Below are 22109 nucleotides of genomic sequence, written 5' to 3' on the forward strand. Positions count from 1 at the left end.
GAGGGGACAACTCGCCCGAACGGCATGTGCCGTGCCGTGGGGACGCCTTGAACCACCGTAAGCACGAGCGGGCCGCCCCGCTTGCGGACACCGCCGCACCGGCGCACACAATGGCCCTTAAATAGGCAAACACGGGCAAAATACGCATCGCCGGATGACCCACGCGCGTCGGAAGAGGGGCCCGCGACCACGCCACCGTCGCCCTGACAGTCACCCGACCGGACCGCCGTCGGGGCCGCTGTCCGGCCCCTCCTCGGGCTCGCCCGCCGGCCCGTCGCCCGAGCCGACCCAGATCGACTCCGGCCCGCGGGAGGGACAGCCCGAGCAGCCGGAGCCGCCAGGGCCTCCCACCACACCGGGTGGCCCCGGCGGCAGCGGCGGAGGTGACTCCGGGGGCGATGGCGCCGAGGGCGCGGGCGGCGCATCCGGTGGACAGGGCGGCGGCAGGCCCTGGTGGCGGTCGGCGCCGCGCGTCGCCATCCTCTCGGCCGCCGTGGTGACCGCCGTGATCCTCACCGTGGTGCTCACCCGCCCGGACGGCACCTCGGGCTCGGGCGAGGTGTTCCTGCAGCCCGCCGCCGCGGAGGGCCCGGCCCCCTACACCGGGTCGACGGCGGAGGACTCCTCCGCACCGGCTTCCCCGACGGCGACGCCCTCGGCGCCCTCCGGCGGGGACGACGGCACGACCGGCGTCCGCGGCTCGGCACCGGGCCTGTACGGCGGCAGCCGCAATGCCGCGAGCTGCGACGTCGACCAGCAGATCGCCTTCCTCCAGAAGGACCGGACGAAGGCCGCGGCGTTCGCCGGCGTCGAGGGCATCGACACCGGCTCGATCCCTTCCTACCTGCGGTCGCTGACACCCGTACAGCTCCGTATGGACACCCGGGTCACCAACCACGGCTTCAAGGACGGGAAGGCCACCGCCTACCAGTCGGTGCTGCAGACCGGCACGGCCGTCATGGTCGACTCCCGTGGGGTGCCGCGGGTCCGCTGCGCCTGCGGGAACCCCCTCACACCGCCGGTGGCCGTCAAGGGAACACCGAAGACCGCCGGCACATCCTGGCCGGCCTACCGCTCCTCGAACGTGGTGGTCGTGCAGGAGGCCACGACGGAGGTGAACGCCTTCGTCCTCGTCGGCCCGGACACCGGGCAGTGGTTCCAGCGCCCGAAGGGCGACACCGGAGGCTCGGACGTCCCGATAACACCGCCGACGCAGCCGCCCTCCGCCTCGCCGTCGTCGCCGACACCCACCTCGCAGCCCCCTTCCGGACCGTCCGGCTCGACGCCCGCTTCACCGCCCTCGGTGCCCGGCACCTCGTACGCGCCACCGGACAGCGGCACACCCGGCCCGGACTCCCCGGCCCCGCCGAGCGAGGCCCCCGGCTCCGCATCCCAAGGCTCGGCCCCCCCCCCCCGGTGGTGAGTCCTAGGACGGCCCGTCCGGCCCGCGGGGTCTGACGCGTGAGTTCTAAGCGCCCCTCCTCCGTCACGCCCTGACGGACGAGGGGCGCAGACGTTGACACAGACGTTGACGCAGACGTTGGCACGTGCCCAGGACCGCAGCCCTGGGCACCCGCCGTCCGGTCACAACCGGGCGCCCGCCACCACTCCCCGATCACCGCGCCGTCGCGCCACACCGTCATGCCGTCGTGCCCTCCGGGCCCCTCCCGCACCCCTCCCCCGCGCGCACGCGCGGCCGCTCTCGCGCCCCGCTCACCGTCGCCGGCGCTCCCCTCGCCGTGCCGTGAACAAACCGTGTCGCAAATAACGGGCGCGACGGACAACCTCTTCAGCGGACAAGCCCTCTGGCTATGCGGTGGGTGCAAGGGCGCCCCGGCGGTACTGCCGCCGGGGCCGCGCCCCGCCGCTGCCGCTTGTCTGCTCTGGAGGGACTCCTCGTGCATGCCTCACTCCGCCGCCACCCTGCCCGGTTGATACCTGCCCTGATAGCGGCGGCCACGCTGATGACCGCATGCGGGGCCGGAGCCGACTCGGCGAAGGCAGGCGGGTCCGACACGAAGGTGACCGTGACCCCCGCGGCGGGCAGCAAGGCTGCCGCGCTCGGCTCCCGGATAGCGGTGCGCGCCAAGGGCGGACAGCTGACCTCGGTCAAGGTCAAGGACGACAAGGGCGCCGAGATCGGCGGCCGGCTGGCCGGCGACGGCACGTCGTGGACATCGGACCGCAAGGTCAGGCCGCAGACCGCGTACACCGTCCGGACCGAGGCGGAGTCGACGGACGGCAAGAAGTCCGCCGCCACCTCGTCGTTCACCACCGAGCAGGCCGAGAAGGTCAACAAGCTCACCAACTCCCCGTCCGGCGGGCAGACCGTGGGCACCGGGATGCCCGTCTCGATCCTCTTCGACCATCCGATAGCCGAGGACCGGCGTGCCGAGATCGAGAAGGCGTTGAAGGTCACCAGCCGGCCGCACGTCGAGGGCGCCTGGGGCTGGGTGAAGGACTACTCGGGCAAGGACCGGATCGACTGGCGCCCCAAGGAGCACTGGCCGGCCGGCACGAAGGTCTCCGTCAAGGGCGCCCTGGCGGGCATCGACTCCGGGTCCGGCGGCTGGTTCGCCCGGGACTACGACTTCTCCTTCACCGTCGGCTCCGACCACCGGGCCGTCATCGATGTGCCGTCACACACCCTGACCATGTACGAGGACGGCAAGGCCGTGGGCACCATCAGGGGCTCCGCCGGATCGCCGCAGGACCCGACCCGCGGCGGCGTGCACACCGTCCGCAGCAAGAACGCGGCCGAGACGATGGACTCCTCCACCATCGGCCACGGCGACGAGTGGATGCTGGACTCGAAGTGGGTCACGCACCTGACCGCTTCGGGGACCTTCCTGCACTCCGCCCCCTGGAACAAGTCCCTTGGTGTGGTCAACAACAGCCACGGTTGCTTCGGCATGACCACCGCGGACGCCAAGCGGGTCTACGACTTCCTGCCGGTCGGCTCCACCGTCGAGGTCAAGGGCACCAGCAGCACCACGAAGACCGATGTGGGCAACGGCCTGGAGGTCTGGCAGGAGACCTGGCCGCAGTGGCAGCAGCGCAGCGCGCTGAAGTAACGGGCGGCGGCCCCGCTTCGGCCCCTCGCCGGTGCCGGAGCGGCCGCCGTCACCGCAGCAGGACAGCGCAAGGGGCCCGCACCAAATGGTGCGGGCCCCTTGGGCTGTACGCGTCAGCGTCAGGCGGGAACGATGTTCTCCGCCTGCGGGCCCTTCTGGCCCTGGGTCACGTCGAACGAGACCTTCTGGCCCTCCAGCAGCTCACGGAAGCCCTGAGCCTGGATGTTCGAGTAGTGGGCGAAGACGTCAGCGCCGCCGCCGTCCTGCTCGATGAAGCCGAAGCCCTTTTCCGCGTTGAACCACTTCACGGTGCCAGTAGCCATGTTTTTCTCCTTCGGGGCAATGCCCGAGGCGCACACTGTGCACGCCTCGCGTCGCCGCGATGATTACCCCGTCCGGAAATACACCGGATAATACAAAAGCGCTCCCGCCGTATCCGCCGGCGAAGGCGCTTGAAGTCCTTGGGAACCACAACTGCAACTGAGAACGACACTAGCACGGCCCGATGGACCCTGTACAGCAATGCTTTTGTGCGTTTTCGTGGCCCGATAATCGCTACCGCGACGCCCGTTATTTCTGCACTGGCGGCCCTAGATATTCGACGCCGGCGCCCTGCGGAGAGCGCCGGACGGGGGCGCCGGAGGGCTCCCCGTGGCGCCGGCACCAGCCCCGTCGAACTTCGACCGGTCCGCTCACACAGCGTGAGCACGAAAAGTTCCGCCCGCCGGAGCAGGAAACAACCCGGTGTACACCGAGGGTTTATACGACGGCCGCCGGCCCGAAATCGTCCCGTGCCCGTCCGCTTGCGCCGTGCTAGTGTCGTGCCGCGCTGCCGTTATCTCCGAACGATCGATTGCCGGCACCCCGGCCAATTCGAAGTCGGTGGGCGCGCTTTTTTTATTTCTTCGGTGTTTCTCCGGGCGAGGCGATCATCGCGGCGACGCGGGGCTCACGAGCGTGGGCCTCTGCGACTACCCAAGAGGAGAAAAGCAAATGGCTACCGGCATCGTGAAGTGGTTCAGCGCGGCGAAGGGCTTCGGCTTCATCGAGGAAGCGCCGGGCGGCGCGGAGGTGTTCGCCCACTACTCGCACATCGCGGCCGACGATCTCGTCGTGCTCCAGGCGGGGCAGCAGGTGGACTTCGACCTCGCACAGAGCCCCAAGGGCCCCTACGCGCAGAACATCCACCCCGCCTGACGCCAACGCCCGCACGACAATGCCCGCATGACCACGGCACGGACGACATGCGCCGAAGAGCAGCATGCCGGCGGAACCTGTCAGGTGGCGGCCGAACGCCTGCAAGGCTTCGGCGAGTTCGTGCGCTGCCCCGGTTGGCGACGAGGGCGGCCACGCCTACGACTTCGCGGCGATCCACAGCGCGATCCCGGACGTGAAGCGGCCCCCGAAGTCAGGCTTCGGGGGCCGCGGGGGTCAGTTGACGCCCTTCATCGATCAGTGGCCGTGACCGTGCCCGCCACCGTGGTGGCGGCCCCAGCTCTCGGTGTCCACGACGCGGCGGTGGTCGTTGCGCAGCACCGCGGTGTCGGAGCGGTTGTCCCACACGTACGTGCGGCGGTCCTGGAAGACGTCCCGGTGGGTGTCACGGCCGTGCCCGGTGTGCACCCGTACCGACTGGTGCCCCCGGAGCACCAGGTGGCCGAAGCGGTAGACCTGGTGGCGGCCTTCCGAGAGCGTCCAGCCCCGGAGGTTCACGGCGTGCCGGCCGGTGTTACGGACCGTCACCCACTCCGCGTTGAGGCTGCGGCGGGAGCCGTCGTCACGCCCGGGGCTGTCGTACTGGATGGCGCCCAGCACGACGGAGGAGCGCTGCGGGCGCGGGTCGTGCGGGTGGCCGGCGGCCGCGGCGGGAAGTACGGCGGCGGCCGCCAGAGCCGTCGAGCCGAGAACGGCGGCGATGACGCGGGATGCGGAGCGGAACATGAAACCTCCTGCATACAGCCCCCCGAAGGAGGCCGGTGGTGCCCAGTGCCCAGCACCTCGCCGGGCATCCACACTGTGACGCCCGGCCGGTCGGCTTCATGATGAATCAGCTTGTGTGTTACCAAACATGGACATTTACGCATCCGATTGGTCTCCGGCGTGCACTCCCCAGCGCGCAGCGACCCTCGCGCGACGGCGGATACACCGATCTGCGTTTCCCTCTCACCTGCGGCGTCTGCCCGGCGTACGGGGGCGGCTGGACAGCAGGAAGACCGTGGCGAGAACGGCGACGGCCTGAGCGATGGCGCTGAGTCTCTTGTCCGCGGTCCACAGCGGCTCGTACATGTTCGGCACCGGGCCCAGTGTGCCGACGTCGACGTAGCGGTAGACCAGCAGCAGCGCGAGCCCGCCCGCCGCGACGAGCCAGGCGAAGAAGTCGGGAGCGGGCCGCCGCCAGATCAGCACGAGCAGGGCCGCGAGCGAGGCGAGCCCCGCCTCGATCCGGAACAGGGTGCCCTGGCTGATGCTTTCCGTGATGGCGTCGTAGCTGCCCGCCAGGTGGGCATGGACGTACGCGTCCACGGCGAGGCCGGCCGCGGCGAGCAGCCGCGCGGCGCCCCGCAGCACGCGCAGCGCCCGCCGGGGAGCCGGCTGCGGTGCGGAGAGGTCTTGTGCCACGGCTTCTCCAAGCCTCGCGGGAGCGCGTCAGCGGACGGTGAGCGAGCCCTTCATGGACGGGTGGATGGTGCAGAAGTAGGGGTAGCCGCCGGTCTTCGAGGGTGCGGTGAAGGTGGCGGTGCGGCCCGGCCCGATGGTGCCGGTGTCGAAGGGCTTGGCGCCGGTGGCCGTCACGGTGTGGGCCGTGGAGTCCTCGTTGACGACGGTGACCTTCGCGCCGGGCCGTACGGTCAGGTCCGCCGGTCCGAAGGTGAAGTCCTTGATGGTGATCCGCGTCCCGCCGACCGCCGGGGAGGAGGGGGAGGCGGAGGGCGTGGCGTCACCGGACGAGCCGCCGTCCCCGTCGGAGCAGGCGGTGAGGGCGGCCAGGCACAGGAACGAGGCTGCCAGTGCGGTGCGGCCCCCGGAGGAGCGGCGTGGTCGGCGGCGCAGGAGGGTCATGGTGTCTCCGATGTGCGTGAGGGATCCCCGCGAGGCGGTCAGTAACCGCCACCGCCGCTGCTGCTGTCCTCCGCCGGCTTCTCGACCTTGTTGCCGGCCTCGTCGAGGACGAACCACTTGGCGCCGAACTGGTCGAGCCCCTGCCCGTTGGTGTCGCCGGGCTCCTGGTCGCCCTCGAAGGAGTACAGGGGGTGGCCGTTGTACGTGACCTGCTTGCTGCCGTCGTCCCGGGTGGTGGTGCCCAGCAGGTCGCTCTTCACCCCGCCGCCGCCCTTCGGTGTGCCGGTGGTGGTCGCCGGCGGCCATGCCTTGGCGCACCCGCCGGAGCAGGTGGACTTGTCGGAGGTGTCGGCCTCGAAGAGGTAGAGGGTGCGGCCCTGGCCGTCGACGAGGATCTGCCCGAGCTTCCCGGACCGGGAGTTCACCGTCCCCGCGTCCGCGGAGGGTGAGCCGCCCTGGCTCGCGCTCGCGGTGGGGGTCGGGGACTTGGACGTGGAGGATCCGTCGCCGTTGTCCGAGCATCCGCCGACAACGGCGGCGAGCACGGCGACGGTGGCCGCGGCGGCGGCCGCCCTGGCGCTGTTCGTCATCAAGCGTCTCCTCCACTTCGACCGCCACTGCTGCGGTACACGCCGCGGCCGTTCCGTGACGGGCCGCCCACCACAGTGGACCCCGGCCGCGGCGGCCCGGCCATCCGGGCGGCGGCGTTCGGCGTACCCGGACCATGATCGGGGCCGGGGTCGGGGCCGGGGCCGGGGTCGAGGTACCGGCCCGGTGGTTCGCGCCCGGTCGGCTCAGGGGCGTCGCTCCTCCCTGCCGCCTCGGGCACCGGGCCCGCCGGGCGCCGCGGGATCGCCGGCCGGCGCGGACGGGTGCAGCCGGAGCCGCGAGTGGCGCCGGCCGTAGAGGAGGTACACGGCCAGGGCCGCGGTGAGCCAGCCGGCGAACAGCAGGTAGGTGGCCGGCGGCAGCCCGTACAGCAGATAGCCGCAGAACGCCACGGACAGCGCCGGCACCACGGGGTATCCGGGGACGCGGAAGCCCCGGTCGAGGTCCGGCGCGGTGCGGCGCAGCACGATCACGCCCACCGACACGACGGTGAAGGCGAGCAGGGTGCCCAGGCTGGTCAGGTCCGCCAGGACGTCCAGCGGGAACACCGCGGCCGTCAGCGCCACGAATCCGCTGACGATGAGGGTGCCCGCCACCGGTGTACCGGTCCGGCGGTCCACGCGGTGGAAGACGGCCGGCAGCATGCCGTCGCGGCTCATCGAGAACAGGATGCGGGTCTGGCCGTAGAGCACCACCAGGGTGACGCTGACGATGGAGAGCACCGCGCCCGCCGAGAGCAGCGCTCCCGGCCAGCCCGCCCCGGTGACCCGCGCGAGGATCGCCGACAGACCGGCCTCCTGGCCCGCGAACGCGGTCCACGGCTGTGCCCCGACTCCCACCAGGGCCACCAGGACGTAGACCGTGGTGACCACGAGCAGCGCCAGGATGATGGCGCGCGGCAGCGTACGGCGGGGGTCGCGCACCTCCTCGCCCGCGGTGGAGACGGCGTCGAGTCCGATGAAGGAGAAGAAGACCGTGGAGGCGGCCGCGCCGATGCCGGCCATGCCCATCGGCGCGAAGGGGTGGAGGTGGGCGCTGTCGAAGCCGGTCAGGCCCAGCGTGACGAAGATCGCGAGCACGGCCAGCTTGAGCAGCACCATCACGGTGTTGACCAGCGCCGATTCCTTGGCGCCGCGCACCAGCAGCAGCCCGCACAGAAGGACCAGTACGGCGCCCGGCACATTGAGGTATCCGCCGGCTCCGGGCGGCGCGGACAGGGCTTCGGGCATCTGGACGCCGAAGAGGCGCCGGGTCAGGTCGTTGAGGTACTGGCCCCAGCTGACCGCGATGGCGGCGCCGGAGACCGCGTACTCCAGCAGCAGGCACCAGCCGACCGCACAGGCCGCGAACTCGCCGAGTGTCGCGTAGGCGTAGGAGTACGCGGATCCGGAGACCGGTACCGCGGAGGCGAGTTCGGCGTAGCACAGGGCGGTGAGCGCCGCCGCGACGGCGGCGATGACGAAGGAGACGGTGACGGCGGGGCCGGCCTCGGGGACGGCCGCGTCCAGGGCGAAGAAGATGCCGGTGCCGATGGTCGCGCCGATGCCGATCATGGTGAGCTGGAAGGTGCCCACGGTGCGGCGCAGTCCCCCGCCCTCAGCAGGCGCCGCGGCGTCCGCGAGGAACGCCGCCACCGGTTTGCGGCGCAGGAGTTGACGGTGCAGCGGAAGCGCCGTGGGCGGGGTGCCGGGGGCGGCGGCGGCCGGGCGGGGCGCGCCGGGCGTGGTGCCTGTTTCGGGTCGCAAGGCAGTCTCGTTCCGGGAGCGGGCGGGCGGGAGCGGGTGCCGTCAGGGCAGGTCGCGGCGCATCAGATCGGCGTAGGTCTCCCGGCGGACGACGGGGCGGGAGCGGCCGTCGCGGCAGAAGACGACGGGCGGGCGGCGGGCGGCGTTGTAGTTGTTGGCGAGGGAGTAGGTGTAGGCGCCGGTGGCCGGGACCGCGATGAGATCGCCCGGCCGCGGGTCGTCCAGGAAGACCCCGGCGCTGAGCACATCGCCGGATTCGCAGTGCCGTCCCACGAGCCGGCACAGTTCGCGGCCCTGCGGTTCGCTGCCGCCGCCGACGCGGGTGGCGACGGCGGCCTCGAACCGCTGCCCGTACAGCGAGACTTCGAGGTTGTCGCCCATTCCGCCGTCCACCGCGACGAAGGTCTCGCCGTCGGCGCGCTTGACCGTCACGACGCGGTAGAGCGAGACGCCGGCCTCCGCGACCAGGGACCGGCCGGGCTCGATGATCACCCGCGCGCCGGCGGGCAGCACGCCGTCGGCCGCGGAGGTCAGCGCGTCCAGGTAGTCCTCGACGCTCGGCGGGTGATCGGCGTAGGTGTAGCGGGCGCCGAGCCCGCCGCCGAGGTCGTACACGTCGAATTCGCCGAGTTCCGCGACGGCAGCCACCGCCCGGACGAACGGCTCGGTGTCGAGGATCTGCGAGCCGATGTGCACATGCAGGCCGTCCAGGCGCAGCCGGTCGCTGCCGCGCAGCCGGTCGATGGCGGCACGTGCCTCGGGCGGCAGCATGCCGAACTTCGCGCCGCGCTGGCCGGTGGATATCGCCTCATGGGTGTCCGGCCGTACGTCGGGGGTGACCCGGACGAGGACGGCCTGCTCGCGCCCGGGTGTGCCGGCCAGGATGCGTTCCAGGCGGTCGATGTCGTCGAAGTTGTCGATGACGACGAGCCCGGCGCCCGCTTCGACGGCCGCCCGGAGGTAGGCATCGGTCTTGGCGTTGCCGTGCACGATCAGCTGGGCCGGGTCGGTGCCGCCGGCCAGGGCGAGGGCCAGCTCACCGCCGCTCGCGACGTCGACGCCGAGCCCTTCCTCGGCCAGCAGGCGGTAGACGGCGGTGCAGGGGAACGCCTTGGAGGCGAAGCTGACCTTCGCGTCGGGGCGGCGGGCGGCCAGCCCGTCGGCATAGCGGCGGGCGCGGGCCCGCAGCGCCGACTCGTCGATCAGGAGCGCGGGAGTGCCGTGGCGCTCGGCCAGCTCCGTCACCGAACAGCCGCCGATGCGGAGTGTCCCGTCGGGGGCGGTGGTGCCGGGCGGGAACAGCCCGAGCAGCGCATCGGCCGAGGGCCGGACGGGGGCCGTGGTGGTGCGGGGGGCCATGGGCGATCTCCTTGGTACGGGTGGGTTGCGTGCGGCCGGCAGCGCATCGCTCCGGAGGCATGCGGCTGCGCGGGGCGTGCGCCTCTGAAGGCGGCCGGTGCGGGGCCGGGCCGCCCCTGGAGGCGTTCGGGACCATGCTGGAGGCCCCGCCTCTCGCCGTCGTTGTCGCGATCGCCTAGGGTCCGGCCATGGAAATGACGGATCCGCCAAACCAGCCGGACCTCGGCGGCACGAGCGAGGAACTGTTCGCGCTGGCCAACGCCGTCGCCGCGGTCATCGGGGGCTCCGTCGCGATCGAGGACCTCGACCACCGGGTCCTGGCGTATTCCTCGATACCGGGCCAGCGGATCGACGAGCTGCGCCGGCGCGGCATCCTGGAGCGGCGCGTCCCCGACGAGCCCGAGCAGCAACGGCAGTACCGCGAGGTGCTCGGCGCCCCCGGAGTGGTGCGGCTGCCGGTCCTCTCCCCCGACGAGCTGCCGCGCGTGGCCGCGGCCGTCCGGGCGGGCGATCTGCCGCTGGGCACCATCTGGGCGATCGAGGGAGAGGGCCCGCTCGACGCCTCGGGTGACCGCGCGCTCCTGGATGCCGCGCGGCTCGCGGCACTGCACATGCTGCGACGGCGCAGCTCGGCGGAACTGGACCTGCGCGCACGGGAGGACGCTCTGCGCGCGGCGCTGCGCGGCGAGGGCACGCCGCAGGAGATCCGTTTCCAGCTGGGCCTCGCGGAGCGGTCGCGGATGACGCTCCTCGGCTTCGCGCCCGCGGCGTACGGCGTGGACCGGACGGGGCCCGCGGTGGTCAGGCTCGCGGCCGCGGCCGCCCGGCACTGGGCCGCCGTCCACCACGAGGCGGCCGTGGCCACCACCGGCCGCACCGTCCATGTACTGCTCCCGCAGGCCGGCGCCGCCGAGGCCCGCCGGCTCGGCGAACAGGCCGTCGCCGCCCTGAGCCGCACCCTGGAGACTCCGCTGCGCGCCGCCGTCAGCCGGCCCGCCGACGATCCGGCGGAACTGCCCGTGCTGCGAGCCGAGTTGGCCGACATCCTGCGCGTGACCACCGCGTCCCCGGACGCCCCGGTCGTCGCGGCGCTCACCGATGTGCACGCCCGCGTCCTGCTGCTCCACTGCGCCGACGAGCTGGCCCGACGGCCGCGGCTGCGCCATCCCGGCATCGAGGCGATGCGCGCCCATGACCGCGGCCGCCACACGGATTACGCAGCCTCGGTCGTCGCCTGGCTGGACGCGGTGGGCAACGTCGGGGAGGCCGCCCAGCGGCTGACGGTCCACCCCAACACCCTCAAGTACCGGCTGCGCCGCGCCCGCGAGCTGTTCGGCCTCGATCTCGACGACCCGGACGTCCGGCTCTCGTGCTGGCTGCAACTGCGCCTGGCGGAGCAGGAGTAGGGCGCCGCGGCCGGAACCGTCGCCGGCCTCGCGGTAGGCGCCGCGCCCTGGGACGTCGCCTCCCGGGGGCGTGCGGCGCGATCACCCGCCCCCTCCCCCGGCCACCGGCCACCCACGGGCCGACGCGGCGGCATCTTTCGGCCCCTCGGGGGTAGAGCCACGGTTCAACCGGTGCTCACCGGACCGAAGTTGAGCCCCCTCCCCTCTGCCGTCACGCCGTTGTGCGCCCGCCCCGGCCGCTCTCCTCGTTTAACCATCACAAGACACCTGATCGTATGAAAGGTCAGATGCACGACAGGCGGGCCGCCACCCCTTGGCTACGGTAAGTGAGCGTGCGCATGCCGTTGGTGAGATGCGCGTGCCGCGGTTCCGGCGCATGCGTACGCAGCAACGCGAGACGGCACGAGAGCTCAGGAGAGGTCTTTCATGCAACGCGTCCTCAGTCGGCTGGTTCCGGTCCTCGGCCTGCTGGCCGCCCTGCTCGGCGGGTTCACCGCCGGCTCGGCGAGCGCGGCCGAATACCCTGCCTACCGCATCCTCAACAACGCCACCGGCGGCAGCCTGCTCCCCCAGGGATACGGCAACAGCTCGGCCGACGGCATCTACATGTACGCCTGGAACCCCGCCGCCACCCTCGGCGGCGACCAGTGGCGGTTCGAGAACGTCGGCGGCTCCTACCTCATCCGCAACACCAAGACCGGTAAGTGCCTCAAGCCGGGCGGCCCGTACGCGGGCAAGACGTATGTGACCCAGGGCGCGTGCAACATCAGCTACGAGTTCCAGTGGCTGATCGAGCAGCGGCCGTACGACAACCAGTACAAGATCACGTCGCTCTCCTCGCGGCAGGTCATGACGCCGTACTACGGCAACGTGCTCAACGAGGTCGTGGTCCTCGAACCGGACAGCGACGTGGCGAAGAACTGGTGGTCCGTCACCGCGGTCTGATCGCCCGTCCGGAACCATCGCGCCCCCACCCGGCCCGGACGCCACGCACCCCGGGCCGGTCAGCCCATTCGGCCACGCCGCGGAACGGGGTGCCCGCGAGATCGGCGGGCACCCCGTTCCTGGCCGGACGAACGGCTCGACATCTCAACTGCCTCCCGGGGTCGGCCGGTTCAGGCAGTTCGGCCGGTCCGGTGGTTCAGCCGGTGATGAGGGCCGGGTCGCTGACTCCAGGCCCGCCGTTCTCGACGTGCCCGGCGAAGCGCCGCAGGTAGGCCGCGTCCTTGTCGGACACCACCTTCAGGTCGTACCAGCGCTTGCCGGCGCTGAGATCCACCGCATGCCGGACGGTGGCCCCGGCACGGACGGTGAGCGTCTCGCTCGCGCCCCCGTAGCCGTTGGTGACCGTGAGACGGCAATCGGCGCTGCCCGGGTTGGTCAGGGTGAGGACGATGCCTCCGGCGCTCGCGTCGTGCCGGGCGGTCACCTCGGGGCCCGCGGTCTTCCCTGCACCCTTGAAGGTCCGCAGGAAACCGTTCGGCCCGGAGACCGACAGGTCGTACACGTCCTTGGAGTACGAGGTGTTCCAGGTGTCGGAGATCGTCTTCCCGGCCTCCGTGGTGTACGTCCACGGCCCGTCCGTACGGTTCCCGGCGGTGACGGTGAAGCACGCACCGGCCGACTCACCGGCGCTGAACGTGAGGGTGTAGCGCCCGGTCGAGGGCGTGGCGCTGCCGTCGGTCCACGGCGCGTACGGCAGCGGGCGCGCGGGCCGGGAGCCCGCCTCCTGCTTGGGCAGTACGGGGTTGGCCGGCGGCTTCGGCACATAGCTGTCGTGCCGCTCGTTGTCCGGAGGCCGGTAGGCGTCGGTGTCGGGCAGCGAGACCGGCTCGGTGTCCTCCAGGCCGAAGTCGAAGGCCGAGGTGAGGTCGCCGCAAATGGCGCGCCGCCAGGGCGAGATGTTGGGCTCCTGCACACCGAAGCGGCGTTCCATGAACCGGATGATGGAGGTGTGGTCGAAGGTCTCGGAGCAGACGTAGCCGCCGGTGCTCCAGGGGGAGACGACGAGCATGGGAACGCGCTGGCCGAGGCCGTAGGGCCCGGCGGCGTATCCCCCGTTGCCGGAGAAGTGGTCGAGGGTGGTGTCGACGGTGGACGCACCCTGGTCGGCGGAGGCCGGCGGGAACGGCGGGGTGACGTGGTCGAAGTAGCCGTCGTTCTCGTCGTAGGTGATGAACAGCGCCGTCCTGCTCCACACCTCGGGGTTGGAGGTGAGCGCGTCGAGCACCTGCGAGATGTACCAAGCACCGTAGTTCGCCGGCCAGTTGGGGTGCTCGGAGAACGCTTCGGGGGCGGCGATCCAGGAGATCTGCGGGAGCTTGCCCGCCTTCACATCGGCCTTGAGGACGTCGAAGTAGCCGTCGCCCTTCTTGGCGTCGGTGCCGGTGCGCGCCTTGTCGTACAGCGGGTCGCCGGGCTTGGCGTTGCGGTAGGCGTTGAAGTACAGCAGGGAGTTGTCGCCGTAGTTGCCGCGGTAGGCGTCCTCGATCCAGCCCCACTTGCCGTTCGCGTCGAGGCCGTCACCGATGTCCTGGTAGAGCTTCCAGGATATGCCGGCCTTCTCCAGCCGCTCTGGGTAGGTCGTCCAGCCGTATCCGGCCTCCTCGTTGCCGAGGACCGGGCCGCCGCCCTTGCCGTCGTTGCCCGTGTGGCCCGAGAACATGTAGTAGCGGTTGGGGTCGGTGGCCCCGATCAGCGAGCAGTGGTAGGCGTCGCACACGGTGAACGCGTCGGCGAGCGCGTAGTGGAACGGGATGTCCTGGCGGGTCAGATGGGCCATCGTGCCGGCGGACTTGGCGGGGATCCACTGGTCGTACTTGCCGTTGTTCCATGCCTTGTGGCCGCCGGCCCAGTCGTGGTTGAGGCCCTCGATGAACTGCATGCCCAGGTTCTCGGCGTCCGGGTGGTAGGGCAGCACTTCCTTGTTCCCGTCCGGCTGGTGCCAGACCGGCTTCCCGCTGGGAAGCGTCGCCGGGCGCGGGTCGCCGAAGCCGCGTACGCCCTTCAGCGCGCCGAAGTAGTGGTCGAAGGAACGGTTCTCCTGCATCAGCACGACGACGTGCTCGACGTCCTTGATGGAGCCCGCGCGGCGTGCGGCGGGGATGGCCGCGGCCCGGGTGATGCTGTTCGACAGGGCCGAGAAGCCCGCGGTCGCACCGGCGATCTGGAGAAAGCGCCGCCGATTCAGTTCTGCCATGAGTCTGGAACCTCTGGGTGTGGGGAGTGCGCGGAAGGGTGGATGGATCGTTTTGTTCGGTCGTGTGCGGAGGTGTGGGAAACACAGCTCGCACGCAGTGTTCCAAGAGGAGCGAGCGCCAGGGAAGGGGTGGTGTCCCGCATCTGACCGATCGCCGTACGGAGAGCGAACACCCTGGCCGGGGCGGCGGGCGTGGGCACGGCGGGCCGTGCGGCCGGGAACCGACCGGCCGGGCCGGTTCCCGTTCCGGCAAGCGCTGCTCGCAGGAGACGGGCTCCTGGCATGGTGGTGAGCCGACCACGAGGGAGCCAGAGGGAGCCAAAGGAGCGGCCCTGCATGAGCGTTGAGTTTCTGATCACCGCGCTGATCATCGTCGTCTCGCCCGGAACCGGTGCCGTGTACACCGTGGCCACGGGCCTGACGCGCGGACTACGGATGTCGGTCGTGGCGGCGTTCGGCTGCACCCTCGGCATCGTCCCGCACATGGCGGCGGCGATCGCGGGCCTTGCCGCCATCCTGCACACGAGCGCACTGGCCTTCGAGAGTTTCAAGTGGGCGGGCGTCGCCTATCTGCTCTTTCTCGCCTGGCAGACGCTGCGGGAGAGGGGCGCGCTGCAGATCGACACCGAGGGGGAGAGCACCGAGCGGGACAGGTCGGCGGCCGGCATCACCGGAACCGCGATTCTGATCAACTTCCTCAACCCGAAGCTGTCCATGTTCTTCCTGGCGTTCCTGCCCCAGTTCGTCCCCGCCCACGGCACCGACACGCTGCCGCTCATGCTCCAGCTCTCTGCCGTCTTCATGATCATGACGTTCGTCGTGTTCGTGGTCTACGGTGCCTTCGCGGCGGCCGTACGGGATCACCTCGTCACCCGGCCGAAGGCGATGGCCTGGATGCGGCGCACCTTCGCGGTCGCCTTCGTGGGCCTCGGCGTCCAATTGGCTCTCGCCGACCGCTGAGGGCTAGGGGCGGCGTCCCCACGCGGAGATCATCGGGGCGGTGGCCAGGTCGAGCCGCCCGGTGGCGACGTTCGCCAGGTGGCGGTCGATCTCCTCGTCGGTGGCCAGCCCTTGCTCGGTCAGGTGGTGGCGGATCTGCCGCACCGTCGCGTCCTCCAGCACGGCGCACGCCGGGGAGGTGATCGGGAAGTACGCGTCGGCCTGCACATCCTCCAGACCGGCCTCGCGCAGCACTCTGGGCAGGGTGCGTCCGTACGCGAGGTCCGCGCCGCGGTCCGCCATCAGAGCCCGGAAGCCGGACCGCAGCCGGTTGGCGAGCCGCTGCTCCGGACCCGACTCGTCCGGGCACAGCAGTGGCTGCAACGCGGGGTCGGCGTCCTCCAGGAGCAGCAGGCCGCCGGGCCGCAGCGCCTGGACCATCCGGCGCAGGGCCTCGGCGCGGTCGGTGACATGCACCAGGAGCAGGCGGGCGTGCACAAGATCGAAGCTTCCGGGAGGCGGCGGATCCGCGGCCACGTCGTGGGACAGCACCTCGATCACGCCGCCGGCGATGTCCCGGGTCCAGGACACGTCGATGTCGGTGGCGATGACCTTCCCCGTCGGGGTGACTCGCTCCGCCAGCCCGAGGGGCACGGAGGGGCCTCCTGCGCCGACCTCCCAGCACCGCATGCCGGCACCGATGCCGAGCCGGTCGACGTGCCGGAACGTCACCAGGTCGAAGAGCTCGGCGAGGGCGCCGAAGCGGATTCCCGCCTCCGACTGTCGGTTGTCCAGCAGATACCCGCGGTCGGCCGCATGCTCACCCATGCGGCGATTCTGGCAGACGGAAGCGGGGCGGGTCCGACACCGCCGGTACGGCATATACATGGTGTGGGAGGCGGGTACCTCCGCCTTCGGCGCGCGTCGAGCGGCAAGGGAGATCGTCATGGTGCAGGGTGCGGGCGGAAGCGACGCGGCGTGGCCGGGCGACGGCGTCGCGGCGGGCAACGCGGAGCAGGCGCAGGCGTGGAACGGTGACGACGGGCGTTACTGGGCCCAGGAGGCCGCGCGCCACGATGCGATGCTCCGCCATTTCACGCCGCACCTGTTGGCCGCGCTGCCGCTCAGGGCCGACAGCCATGTGCTGGACATCGGGTGCGGTGGCGGGGAGACGACCACCGAGACGGCCCGCGTCGCCTCCGACGGTGCGGTGCTGGGTGTCGATCTGTCCGGTCCGCTGCTGGACGTGGCCCGGCGGCGGGCGGCCGCGGACGGGTGGCGCCAGGTGACCTTCGAGAAGGCCGATGCACAGGTCCACCGGTTCGCCAGGGGCGGTTTCGACTGCGCGCTGAGTCGCTTCGGGGTGATGTTCTTCGCCGATCCGACCGCCGCGTTCGGCAATATCGGCGGCGGTCGGCGGTCCGGCGGCAGGCTGGCGTTCCTCTGCTGGCGTGCCCTGACCGAGAACGCGTTCCTGAGTGTGCCGTTCGCCGCCATCGCGCCGTATCTGCCGCTGCCGGACGTCGGGGAGCCGGGTGCCCCGGGGCCGTTCTCGCTCGCGGACGCCGACCGCATCCGGGAGGTGCTGACGGGCGCCGGCTACGACGAGATCGCGGTCCGGGCCGTGGACGAGCCGATGCGGATGGGAGCCGACCCGGAGGACGTCATCTCCTATCAGTTGGGGCTGCCCGTGGCACGGTCGGCCTTCACCGAGGGCGACAGCCGGGCGCGGACCAAGGCGCTTGCCGCACTGCGGGAGACCCTTGCCGAGCATCACGGCCCGGACGGGGTGATGCTCGGCGGCGCGGCGTGGCTGGTGACGGCCCGGCGGCCGTGAACGAGGCCGGGAGCCCTTGGGCCGTCGCGTGCGGGGCCTGGGCAGGGGCGGGTGGGTGCCTGTGGGCCGCCGTGAGTTGAGAGGGTGTCAGACGGCCTCGGCGAGCGGGGCCGTGGCCGGGTTGCCGGCCAGGGTCTCCTCGGGCCTCGGCTCGCGCGGCTGCGCGGGTGAGGCGGCGGGCTGCCCCTTGGCATCGGGCACGCTGCGCAGCGGCGTGGGGGCGGCCAACGGGGTCTCGACGGCCCGGTCCACCCGCTGGGTGAACCAGACGACCTTGCCGTCCTCCGTGCCGCAGGTGCCCCAGCTGTCACTCAGCGCGGCGACTGTCGAGAGTCCGCCGCCGCTCTCCAGCCGGGGCAGCGGCGGGCCCTCGTCGGCCACCGCGGCCGTGAGGTGGCGGCCGGAACAGCGGATTTCGACCACGCACCGTGCGTCCGGGCCGAGGTGGCGGTGCACATTGGTCAAGAGCTCCGTCACCGCTCGGCAGACGGAGGGGACGTGCGGGTCGAGACGCCAATATCGCAGGTGCGCAGCCACGATGCGCCGGATCTGCGGGACGCGTTCCGCCGAGGCGTGCAACTCGACCGTGTAGCGACGGTCGCCGGCAAGTGTCATTCGTGGCTCCTCACCGCGAGGCTCACGTCCTTCACCTCGTTGCCGCAAGGAACCCCGAACACGAAGAGTGAGCGCTTTTTCACGTATGGGTCATGCGACATCGTGACCCGGGTATCGGCGGCTCGCAACAGATCGTGGGCCGCCGGAGTACACCGTGGACCGTTCGTGGACGTGTCGCCTGCGCCGGGCCCGGTGCCGCCCGTGCCGGGCCCCGGTCAGTCGGTCGGGCGGGGCAGGTGGGCCAGGTGGGGCAGCAGCTTGTCGGGAGTGAGGGGCAGGTCGCGCAGGCGTACGCCGGTCGCGTGCCATACGGCGTTGCCGATGGCCGCCGCGCTGCCCACCGTGCCGATCTCCCCGATGCCCTTGCTGCCCATGGGGTTGAGGTGCGGGTCGTCCTCGTCGAGCCAGTGCGCCTCGATCAGCGGGACGTCGGCGCAGGCCGGGACGTGGTAGGACGCCAGGTCGGTCGCGGCGAAGTCGCCGAAGGCGGGGTCGAGTGCGCTGCCCTCCATCAGCGCCATCCCGAGGCCCATGGTCATCCCCCCGATGAACTGGGAGCGCGCGGTGCGGGAGTTGAGGATCCGTCCGGCCGCGAACACCCCCAGCATGCGGCGTACCCGGATCTCGCCGGTCGTGGTGTCGACCTGGACCTCGGCGAAGTGGGCGCCGAAGGAGTGACGGGCGTACGGGCCCTTCGCGGACGCCTCCTGCCGGGTGTCCGCACGGACCGTCACCCCCTCGGCGGGGAGCGGTCCGTGGTGCTCGCGCAGCCGCTCCGCGAGTGCCGTACACGCTTTGTGGACGGCCCAGCCCCAGGAGCCGCTGCCCGCGGAGCCACCGGCCAGCGGCGCGGTCGGCAGGTCGCTGCTGCCGATCTCGATGCGCACCCGGTCCTCGGACGTGCCGAGCGCGGCGGCGGCGATCTGCGCGAGCACGGTCCGGGCGCCGGTGCCGATGTCGGTGGCGTTGACGCGGACGAGGTGGTCGCCTCCGGCGGCGGCATGTGCCTCGGCGTCGGATCCGCTGATGAGGACGGGGTAGGTCGCCGACGCGACCCCGGTGCCCACCAGCAGGTCGCCCTCGCGGCGTACGGCGGGACGGCGGTCCCTGGGGAGCCAGCCGAAGCGCTCGGCGCCCTCCCGCAGGCAGTTGACGAGGTGGCGGCTGCTGAAGGCGCGGTCGCTGTCCGGTTCGGTCTCCGGTTCGTTGCGCACCCGCAGTTCGACGGGGTCGATGTCCAGGAGGACGGCGAGTTCGTCGAGGGCGGACTCCAGTGCGTACATGCCGGGAGCCTCACCGGGTGCGCGCATCCACGAGGGGGTCGGCACGTCCAGGGGCACGACGCGGTGCTCGGTGCGGCTGTTCGGCGAGGTGTACATGACGCGGGCCGGGACGGCGGCCTGCTCGACGAATTCCCTGACCGTGGAGGTGTGGGTGGCCACCTCGTGCGCGAGCGCGGTGATGGCGCCGTCGGTGGACGCGCCGATACGGACGCGCTGGATGGTGGGCGCGCGGTGCCCGACGGTCGCGGGCATATGACGGCGCGGCAGGGAGAGTTTGACGGGGCGGGCGGTGTGCCGGGCGGCCATCACGGCCAGGACGACCTGCGGGCGGGGCGTGCCCTTGGAGCCGAATCCGCCGCCGACGTGCTCGGAGATGACGGTGATCTCACCCTTGTCGAGACCGAAGAGGGTGGCGAGGTCGTCCCGCACCTTGGTGGAGCCCTGACTGGAGTCGTGAACGGTGAGGTGTCCGTCCGTCCATCGGGCGGTGGCGGCGTGCGGTTCCATGGGGTGGTTGTGCAGGGAGGCGAGGTGGTACGTCGCGTCGACGGTGACGGGCGCGGCGGCGAACGCCCCGGCGAAGTCGCCGCGTTCACGGAGACCGGGGTGGCCGCCGTTGGCCGTCTCCGGTGTGTAGAGGCCGGGGTGGTCGGCGGTGAGGCGGACGTCGTGAGCGGCGGTCTCGTAGGTGCACCGCACGGCTTCGGCGGCGTCCCGGGCCGTTTCGAGGCTGTCGGCGACCACCAGGGCGACGTACCAGCCGCGGTGCGGGACGCGGTCGTCCTGGAGCACGGCCAGCGTCGGGTCGTCCGACGGTTCGAGGCGGGGCGCGTTCTTGTACGTCAGCACCTCGTGCACTCCGGGCAGCGCGAGGGCGGCGCCGGTGTCGATGTCGGTGATCCGGCCCCGCGCGACGGTCGCGGGCACCGGCCAGGCGTAGGCGCAGTCCGGCGGGGTGTGCTCGGCCGCGTAACGGGCGCCACCGGTGACCTTCTCCCGGCCTTCACGGCGGACGAGCGGTGCGCCCAGCGGGTGCGGGGAGGTGCTGAGCGGGAACGGGTCGTGGCTCATGGCGCGCGTCCTTGTGGTCGTGTTCGTCTGTCGTCGTCCGAGGGAGGGGCGTCTTCCGGGGGTCTACCGGGGCGCCTACCAGGGGGCCACCGGGGTGAGTCGTCCTCCGTTCGGGGGGGGAGCGGCGGATGCCGGTACGGCGGGCACGCCGGTCAGGCGCGCGCGGCCAGGTCCGCCAGCACACCGACCGCCAGGTTGCGGGCCAGGGTGACCTTGAAGCCGTTCTCGCGCAGCGGCCTGGCGGCGGCGAGTTCGGTATCGGCGGCGCGGGCGAAGGCATCGGGGGTGGCGGGCGCGCCCTGCAGAGCCTCCTCGGCGGCACGGGCCCGCCAGGGGCGGTGCGCGAGCCCCCCGAAGGCCAGCGCCACGTGCCGCACGACGCCGTCGCGTACGTCGAGCACGGCGCCCACGGAGACCAGGGCGAAGGCGAACGAGGCCCGGTCGCGGGCCTTGCGGTAGCGCGAGTGCGCGCCGGGGCGGTGCGGCGGCAGTTCGACGGCGGTGACCAGCTCGCCGGGCCGGATCACGGTGTCCCGTTCGGGGCTGTCACCGGGCAGCCGGTGGAAGTCCGTCACCGGTACCCGGCGCTCGCCCTCGGGGCCGTGCAGGTGAACGGTGGCGTCGAGGGCGGCCAGGGCCACCGCCATGTCCGAAGGCTGCGTGGCGACGCAGTGCGCGGAGTGGCCCATGACCGCGAGGTCCCGGTGCTCACCCTCGCGGGCGGGGCAACCGGTGCCCGGCGCGCGCTTGTTGCAGGGCTTGGAGATGTCCTGAAAGTACCCGCAGCGGGTCCGCTGCAGCAGATTCCCGCCGGTGGTCGCGGCGTTCCGCAACTGCCCCGAGGCACCGGCCAGCAGAGCCTGGGACAGGACGGGGTAGCGGTCGCGCACCGCGACGGCCGCGGCGAGGTCGCTGTTGCGGACCATCGCCCCGATCCGCAGCCCGCCGTCCGGCAGCTCCTCGATGCGGTCGAGGGGCAGCCCGGTCACATCGATGAGCAGCCGCGGGTTCTCCACCCCGAGCTTCATCAGATCGACGAGGTTCGTGCCGCCGCCGAGGAACCGGGCGCCGGGGTTCCCGCTTCCTGCCCGTACGGCTTCCTCGACGCTCGCGGCCCGCACATACCCGAACGGCTTCACGACGCCACTCCCCCACCGGCCGCAGCCGGCGTACCGGACGCTGCTGCCGCACCTCCCGCACCTGTCGCGCCGCCCGCGACATCCCCCACTGCTTCGACGATGCGGGGATAGGCGCCGCACCGGCACAGATTGCCGCTCATCCGCTCCCGGATCTCGTCCGGGGTGAGTGCCATCGGCGTCCCGGATTCCGCGGTCGGCGGGGTGACATGGGACGGAAAACCGTCCGCCGCCTCCGCCAGCACTCCCACGGCCGAACAGATCTGCCCCGGGGTGCAGTAGCCGCACTGCAGCGCGTCCCGCTCCACGAACGCGCCCTGAAGAGGATGGAGCTGCCCGCCGTCGGCGAGACCTTCCACGGTGGTGAGGTGCCGCCCCTGCTGCGCCACCGCCAGCAGAAGGCAGCTCTTCATGCGCCGCCCGTCGACGAGCACCGTGCACGCGCCGCACTGGCCCTGGTCACAGCCCTTCTTGGCGCCGGTCAGGTCGAGCTGCTCGCGGAGTGCGTCCAGGACCGTGGTGCGGTGATCCAGGGTCAGGGTGTACGGCGTTCCGTTGACGTGCAGGACCGTCTCGGAGCGCTCGTCATACGTCGACTGCGGTCCGCCGGCATCCGCCGGAGGGTGGGTGGACTCCACTCGCTCGCGCCTTTCCGATCGTGAACCGGATCCCTCCTGCCTACCAGGAGACGACGGCCGCCGCGCGTCGGCGGCGGCCGGGTGCGCGTGCTTGCTCGGCGGGGCGCGAGCCGGCCTGACATGGGGCGGACCGCAGGT

20 protein-coding genes are annotated in these 22109 nt (G+C 72.0%); 7 read left to right on the top strand and 13 right to left on the bottom strand.

Annotated features, from left to right (window positions below; genetic code table 11):
• Window positions 1-496 precede the first annotated feature (496 nt).
• Both QOM21_RS08775 and QOM21_RS08780 read left to right on the top strand, forming a co-directional pair.
• The gene (locus tag QOM21_RS08775) at window positions 497-1423 is read left to right on the top strand and encodes a DUF6777 domain-containing protein (RefSeq protein ID WP_407549189.1); all 927 of its coding nucleotides are present in this window, start codon (window positions 497-499) and stop codon (window positions 1421-1423) included.
• 604 nt (window positions 1424-2027) lie between these two features.
• Window positions 2028-3074 (top strand): Ig-like domain-containing protein, encoded by a 1047-nt coding sequence (locus QOM21_RS08780; protein ID WP_407549190.1) that lies wholly within the window; start codon window positions 2028-2030, stop codon window positions 3072-3074.
• 119 nt (window positions 3075-3193) lie between these two features.
• On the opposite strand, the gene QOM21_RS08785 is transcribed toward QOM21_RS08780, so the two are convergent.
• Window positions 3194-3397 carry a cold-shock protein gene (locus QOM21_RS08785; protein ID WP_393893624.1) on the bottom strand — a complete coding sequence of 68 codons (204 nt, stop codon included), beginning with the start codon at window positions 3395-3397 and terminating at the stop codon, window positions 3194-3196.
• Window positions 3398-4067: 670 nt separating this feature from the next.
• On the opposite strand from QOM21_RS08785, the gene QOM21_RS08790 reads away from it, so the two are divergent.
• Window positions 4068-4271 carry a cold-shock protein gene (locus QOM21_RS08790; protein WP_407549191.1) on the top strand — a complete coding sequence of 68 codons (204 nt, stop codon included), beginning with the start codon at window positions 4068-4070 and terminating at the stop codon, window positions 4269-4271.
• 255 nt (window positions 4272-4526) lie between these two features.
• Here QOM21_RS08790 and QOM21_RS08795 read toward each other — a convergent pair whose 3' ends face one another.
• The 6 genes from QOM21_RS08795 to lysA all read right to left on the bottom strand — a co-directional run bounded on the left by QOM21_RS08795 (window position 4527) and on the right by lysA (window position 9847).
• Window positions 4527-5015, bottom strand: coding sequence for a lamin tail domain-containing protein (locus tag QOM21_RS08795; protein WP_407549192.1), 489 nt, complete (start codon window positions 5013-5015; stop codon window positions 4527-4529).
• Window positions 5016-5237: 222 nt separating this feature from the next.
• Window positions 5238-5693, bottom strand: coding sequence for a hypothetical protein (locus QOM21_RS08800; RefSeq protein WP_407549193.1), 456 nt, complete (start codon window positions 5691-5693; stop codon window positions 5238-5240).
• 27 nt (window positions 5694-5720) lie between these two features.
• Window positions 5721-6134: a cupredoxin domain-containing protein gene (locus tag QOM21_RS08805; protein ID WP_407549194.1), complete on the bottom strand. Its 414-nt coding sequence runs from the start codon at window positions 6132-6134 to the stop codon at window positions 5721-5723.
• A 38-nt stretch (window positions 6135-6172) separates the two neighbouring features.
• Complete coding sequence (locus QOM21_RS08810; protein ID WP_407549195.1) at window positions 6173-6724, bottom strand: hypothetical protein; 552 nt, start codon at window positions 6722-6724, stop codon at window positions 6173-6175.
• Between the two features lie 204 nt (window positions 6725-6928).
• Window positions 6929-8488, bottom strand: a complete 1560-nt coding sequence (locus tag QOM21_RS08815; protein WP_407549196.1) for an APC family permease — start codon at window positions 8486-8488, stop codon at window positions 6929-6931.
• A 42-nt stretch (window positions 8489-8530) separates the two neighbouring features.
• Entirely contained in the window at window positions 8531-9847 is a 1317-nt protein-coding gene (lysA, locus tag QOM21_RS08820) for a diaminopimelate decarboxylase (RefSeq protein ID WP_407549197.1), read from the bottom strand.
• Window positions 9848-10035: 188 nt separating this feature from the next.
• On the opposite strand from lysA, the gene QOM21_RS08825 reads away from it, so the two are divergent.
• Together QOM21_RS08825 and QOM21_RS08830 are read left to right on the top strand one after the other, a co-directional pair.
• Window positions 10036-11253 carry a PucR family transcriptional regulator gene (locus QOM21_RS08825; RefSeq protein WP_407549198.1) on the top strand — a complete coding sequence of 406 codons (1218 nt, stop codon included), beginning with the start codon at window positions 10036-10038 and terminating at the stop codon, window positions 11251-11253.
• Window positions 11254-11679: 426 nt separating this feature from the next.
• The gene (locus tag QOM21_RS08830; RefSeq protein WP_407549199.1) at window positions 11680-12198 is read left to right on the top strand and encodes an RICIN domain-containing protein; all 519 of its coding nucleotides are present in this window, start codon (window positions 11680-11682) and stop codon (window positions 12196-12198) included.
• A gap of 196 nt (window positions 12199-12394) precedes the next feature.
• On the opposite strand, the gene QOM21_RS08835 is transcribed toward QOM21_RS08830, so the two are convergent.
• Window positions 12395-14452, bottom strand: a complete 2058-nt coding sequence (locus QOM21_RS08835) for a phosphocholine-specific phospholipase C (protein ID WP_407549200.1) — start codon at window positions 14450-14452, stop codon at window positions 12395-12397.
• Between the two features lie 336 nt (window positions 14453-14788).
• Between QOM21_RS08835 and QOM21_RS08840 the strand changes: the two genes are divergently transcribed.
• Window positions 14789-15412 (top strand): LysE family translocator, encoded by a 624-nt coding sequence (locus tag QOM21_RS08840; RefSeq protein WP_407549201.1) that lies wholly within the window; start codon window positions 14789-14791, stop codon window positions 15410-15412.
• A gap of 3 nt (window positions 15413-15415) precedes the next feature.
• Here QOM21_RS08840 and QOM21_RS08845 read toward each other — a convergent pair whose 3' ends face one another.
• Window positions 15416-16219, bottom strand: a complete 804-nt coding sequence (locus QOM21_RS08845; protein WP_407549202.1) for a class I SAM-dependent methyltransferase — start codon at window positions 16217-16219, stop codon at window positions 15416-15418.
• 118 nt (window positions 16220-16337) lie between these two features.
• Between QOM21_RS08845 and QOM21_RS08850 the strand changes: the two genes are divergently transcribed.
• On the top strand, window positions 16338-17228 hold the full coding sequence (locus QOM21_RS08850) for a class I SAM-dependent methyltransferase (protein ID WP_407549203.1): 891 nt from the start codon (window positions 16338-16340) through the stop codon (window positions 17226-17228).
• Between the two features lie 87 nt (window positions 17229-17315).
• On the opposite strand, the gene QOM21_RS08855 is transcribed toward QOM21_RS08850, so the two are convergent.
• The 4 genes from QOM21_RS08855 to QOM21_RS08870 form a co-directional block, all read right to left on the bottom strand.
• A complete protein-coding gene (locus QOM21_RS08855; protein WP_407549204.1) occupies window positions 17316-17843 on the bottom strand; it encodes an ATP-binding protein in 528 nt (175 codons plus the stop codon).
• 215 nt (window positions 17844-18058) lie between these two features.
• On the bottom strand, window positions 18059-20197 hold the full coding sequence (locus QOM21_RS08860) for a xanthine dehydrogenase family protein molybdopterin-binding subunit (RefSeq protein ID WP_407549205.1): 2139 nt from the start codon (window positions 20195-20197) through the stop codon (window positions 18059-18061).
• A gap of 152 nt (window positions 20198-20349) precedes the next feature.
• Window positions 20350-21336 carry an FAD binding domain-containing protein gene (locus tag QOM21_RS08865; protein WP_407549206.1) on the bottom strand — a complete coding sequence of 329 codons (987 nt, stop codon included), beginning with the start codon at window positions 21334-21336 and terminating at the stop codon, window positions 20350-20352.
• The gene (locus tag QOM21_RS08870) at window positions 21333-21971 is read right to left on the bottom strand and encodes a 2Fe-2S iron-sulfur cluster-binding protein (RefSeq protein ID WP_407549207.1); all 639 of its coding nucleotides are present in this window, start codon (window positions 21969-21971) and stop codon (window positions 21333-21335) included. The genes QOM21_RS08865 and QOM21_RS08870 overlap by 4 nt, the downstream gene beginning before the upstream one ends.
• Window positions 21972-22109 lie beyond the last annotated feature (138 nt).

It is taken from the genome of Streptomyces sp. Pv4-95 (genome assembly GCF_045782725.1).
In the GTDB taxonomy this organism is placed as follows: domain Bacteria; phylum Actinomycetota; class Actinomycetes; order Streptomycetales; family Streptomycetaceae; genus Streptomyces.

Coding starts and splice junctions, on each gene's coding strand:
- QOM21_RS08845 (WP_407549202.1), bottom strand. CDS start 16,219: ATGGGTGAGCATGCGGCCGACCGCGGGTATCTGCTGGACAACCGACAG.
- QOM21_RS08795 (WP_407549192.1), bottom strand. CDS start 5,015: ATGTTCCGCTCCGCATCCCGCGTCATCGCCGCCGTTCTCGGCTCGACG.
- QOM21_RS08810 (WP_407549195.1), bottom strand. CDS start 6,724: ATGACGAACAGCGCCAGGGCGGCCGCCGCCGCGGCCACCGTCGCCGTG.
- QOM21_RS08850 (WP_407549203.1), top strand. CDS start 16,338: ATGGTGCAGGGTGCGGGCGGAAGCGACGCGGCGTGGCCGGGCGACGGC.
- QOM21_RS08835 (WP_407549200.1), bottom strand. CDS start 14,452: ATGGCAGAACTGAATCGGCGGCGCTTTCTCCAGATCGCCGGTGCGACC.
- QOM21_RS08830 (WP_407549199.1), top strand. CDS start 11,680: ATGCAACGCGTCCTCAGTCGGCTGGTTCCGGTCCTCGGCCTGCTGGCC.
- QOM21_RS08825 (WP_407549198.1), top strand. CDS start 10,036: ATGGAAATGACGGATCCGCCAAACCAGCCGGACCTCGGCGGCACGAGC.
- QOM21_RS08860 (WP_407549205.1), bottom strand. CDS start 20,197: ATGAGCCACGACCCGTTCCCGCTCAGCACCTCCCCGCACCCGCTGGGC.
- lysA (WP_407549197.1), bottom strand. CDS start 9,847: ATGGCCCCCCGCACCACCACGGCCCCCGTCCGGCCCTCGGCCGATGCG.
- QOM21_RS08790 (WP_407549191.1), top strand. CDS start 4,068: ATGGCTACCGGCATCGTGAAGTGGTTCAGCGCGGCGAAGGGCTTCGGC.
- QOM21_RS08855 (WP_407549204.1), bottom strand. CDS start 17,843: ATGACACTTGCCGGCGACCGTCGCTACACGGTCGAGTTGCACGCCTCG.
- QOM21_RS08785 (WP_393893624.1), bottom strand. CDS start 3,397: ATGGCTACTGGCACCGTGAAGTGGTTCAACGCGGAAAAGGGCTTCGGC.
- QOM21_RS08805 (WP_407549194.1), bottom strand. CDS start 6,134: ATGACCCTCCTGCGCCGCCGACCACGCCGCTCCTCCGGGGGCCGCACC.
- QOM21_RS08840 (WP_407549201.1), top strand. CDS start 14,789: ATGAGCGTTGAGTTTCTGATCACCGCGCTGATCATCGTCGTCTCGCCC.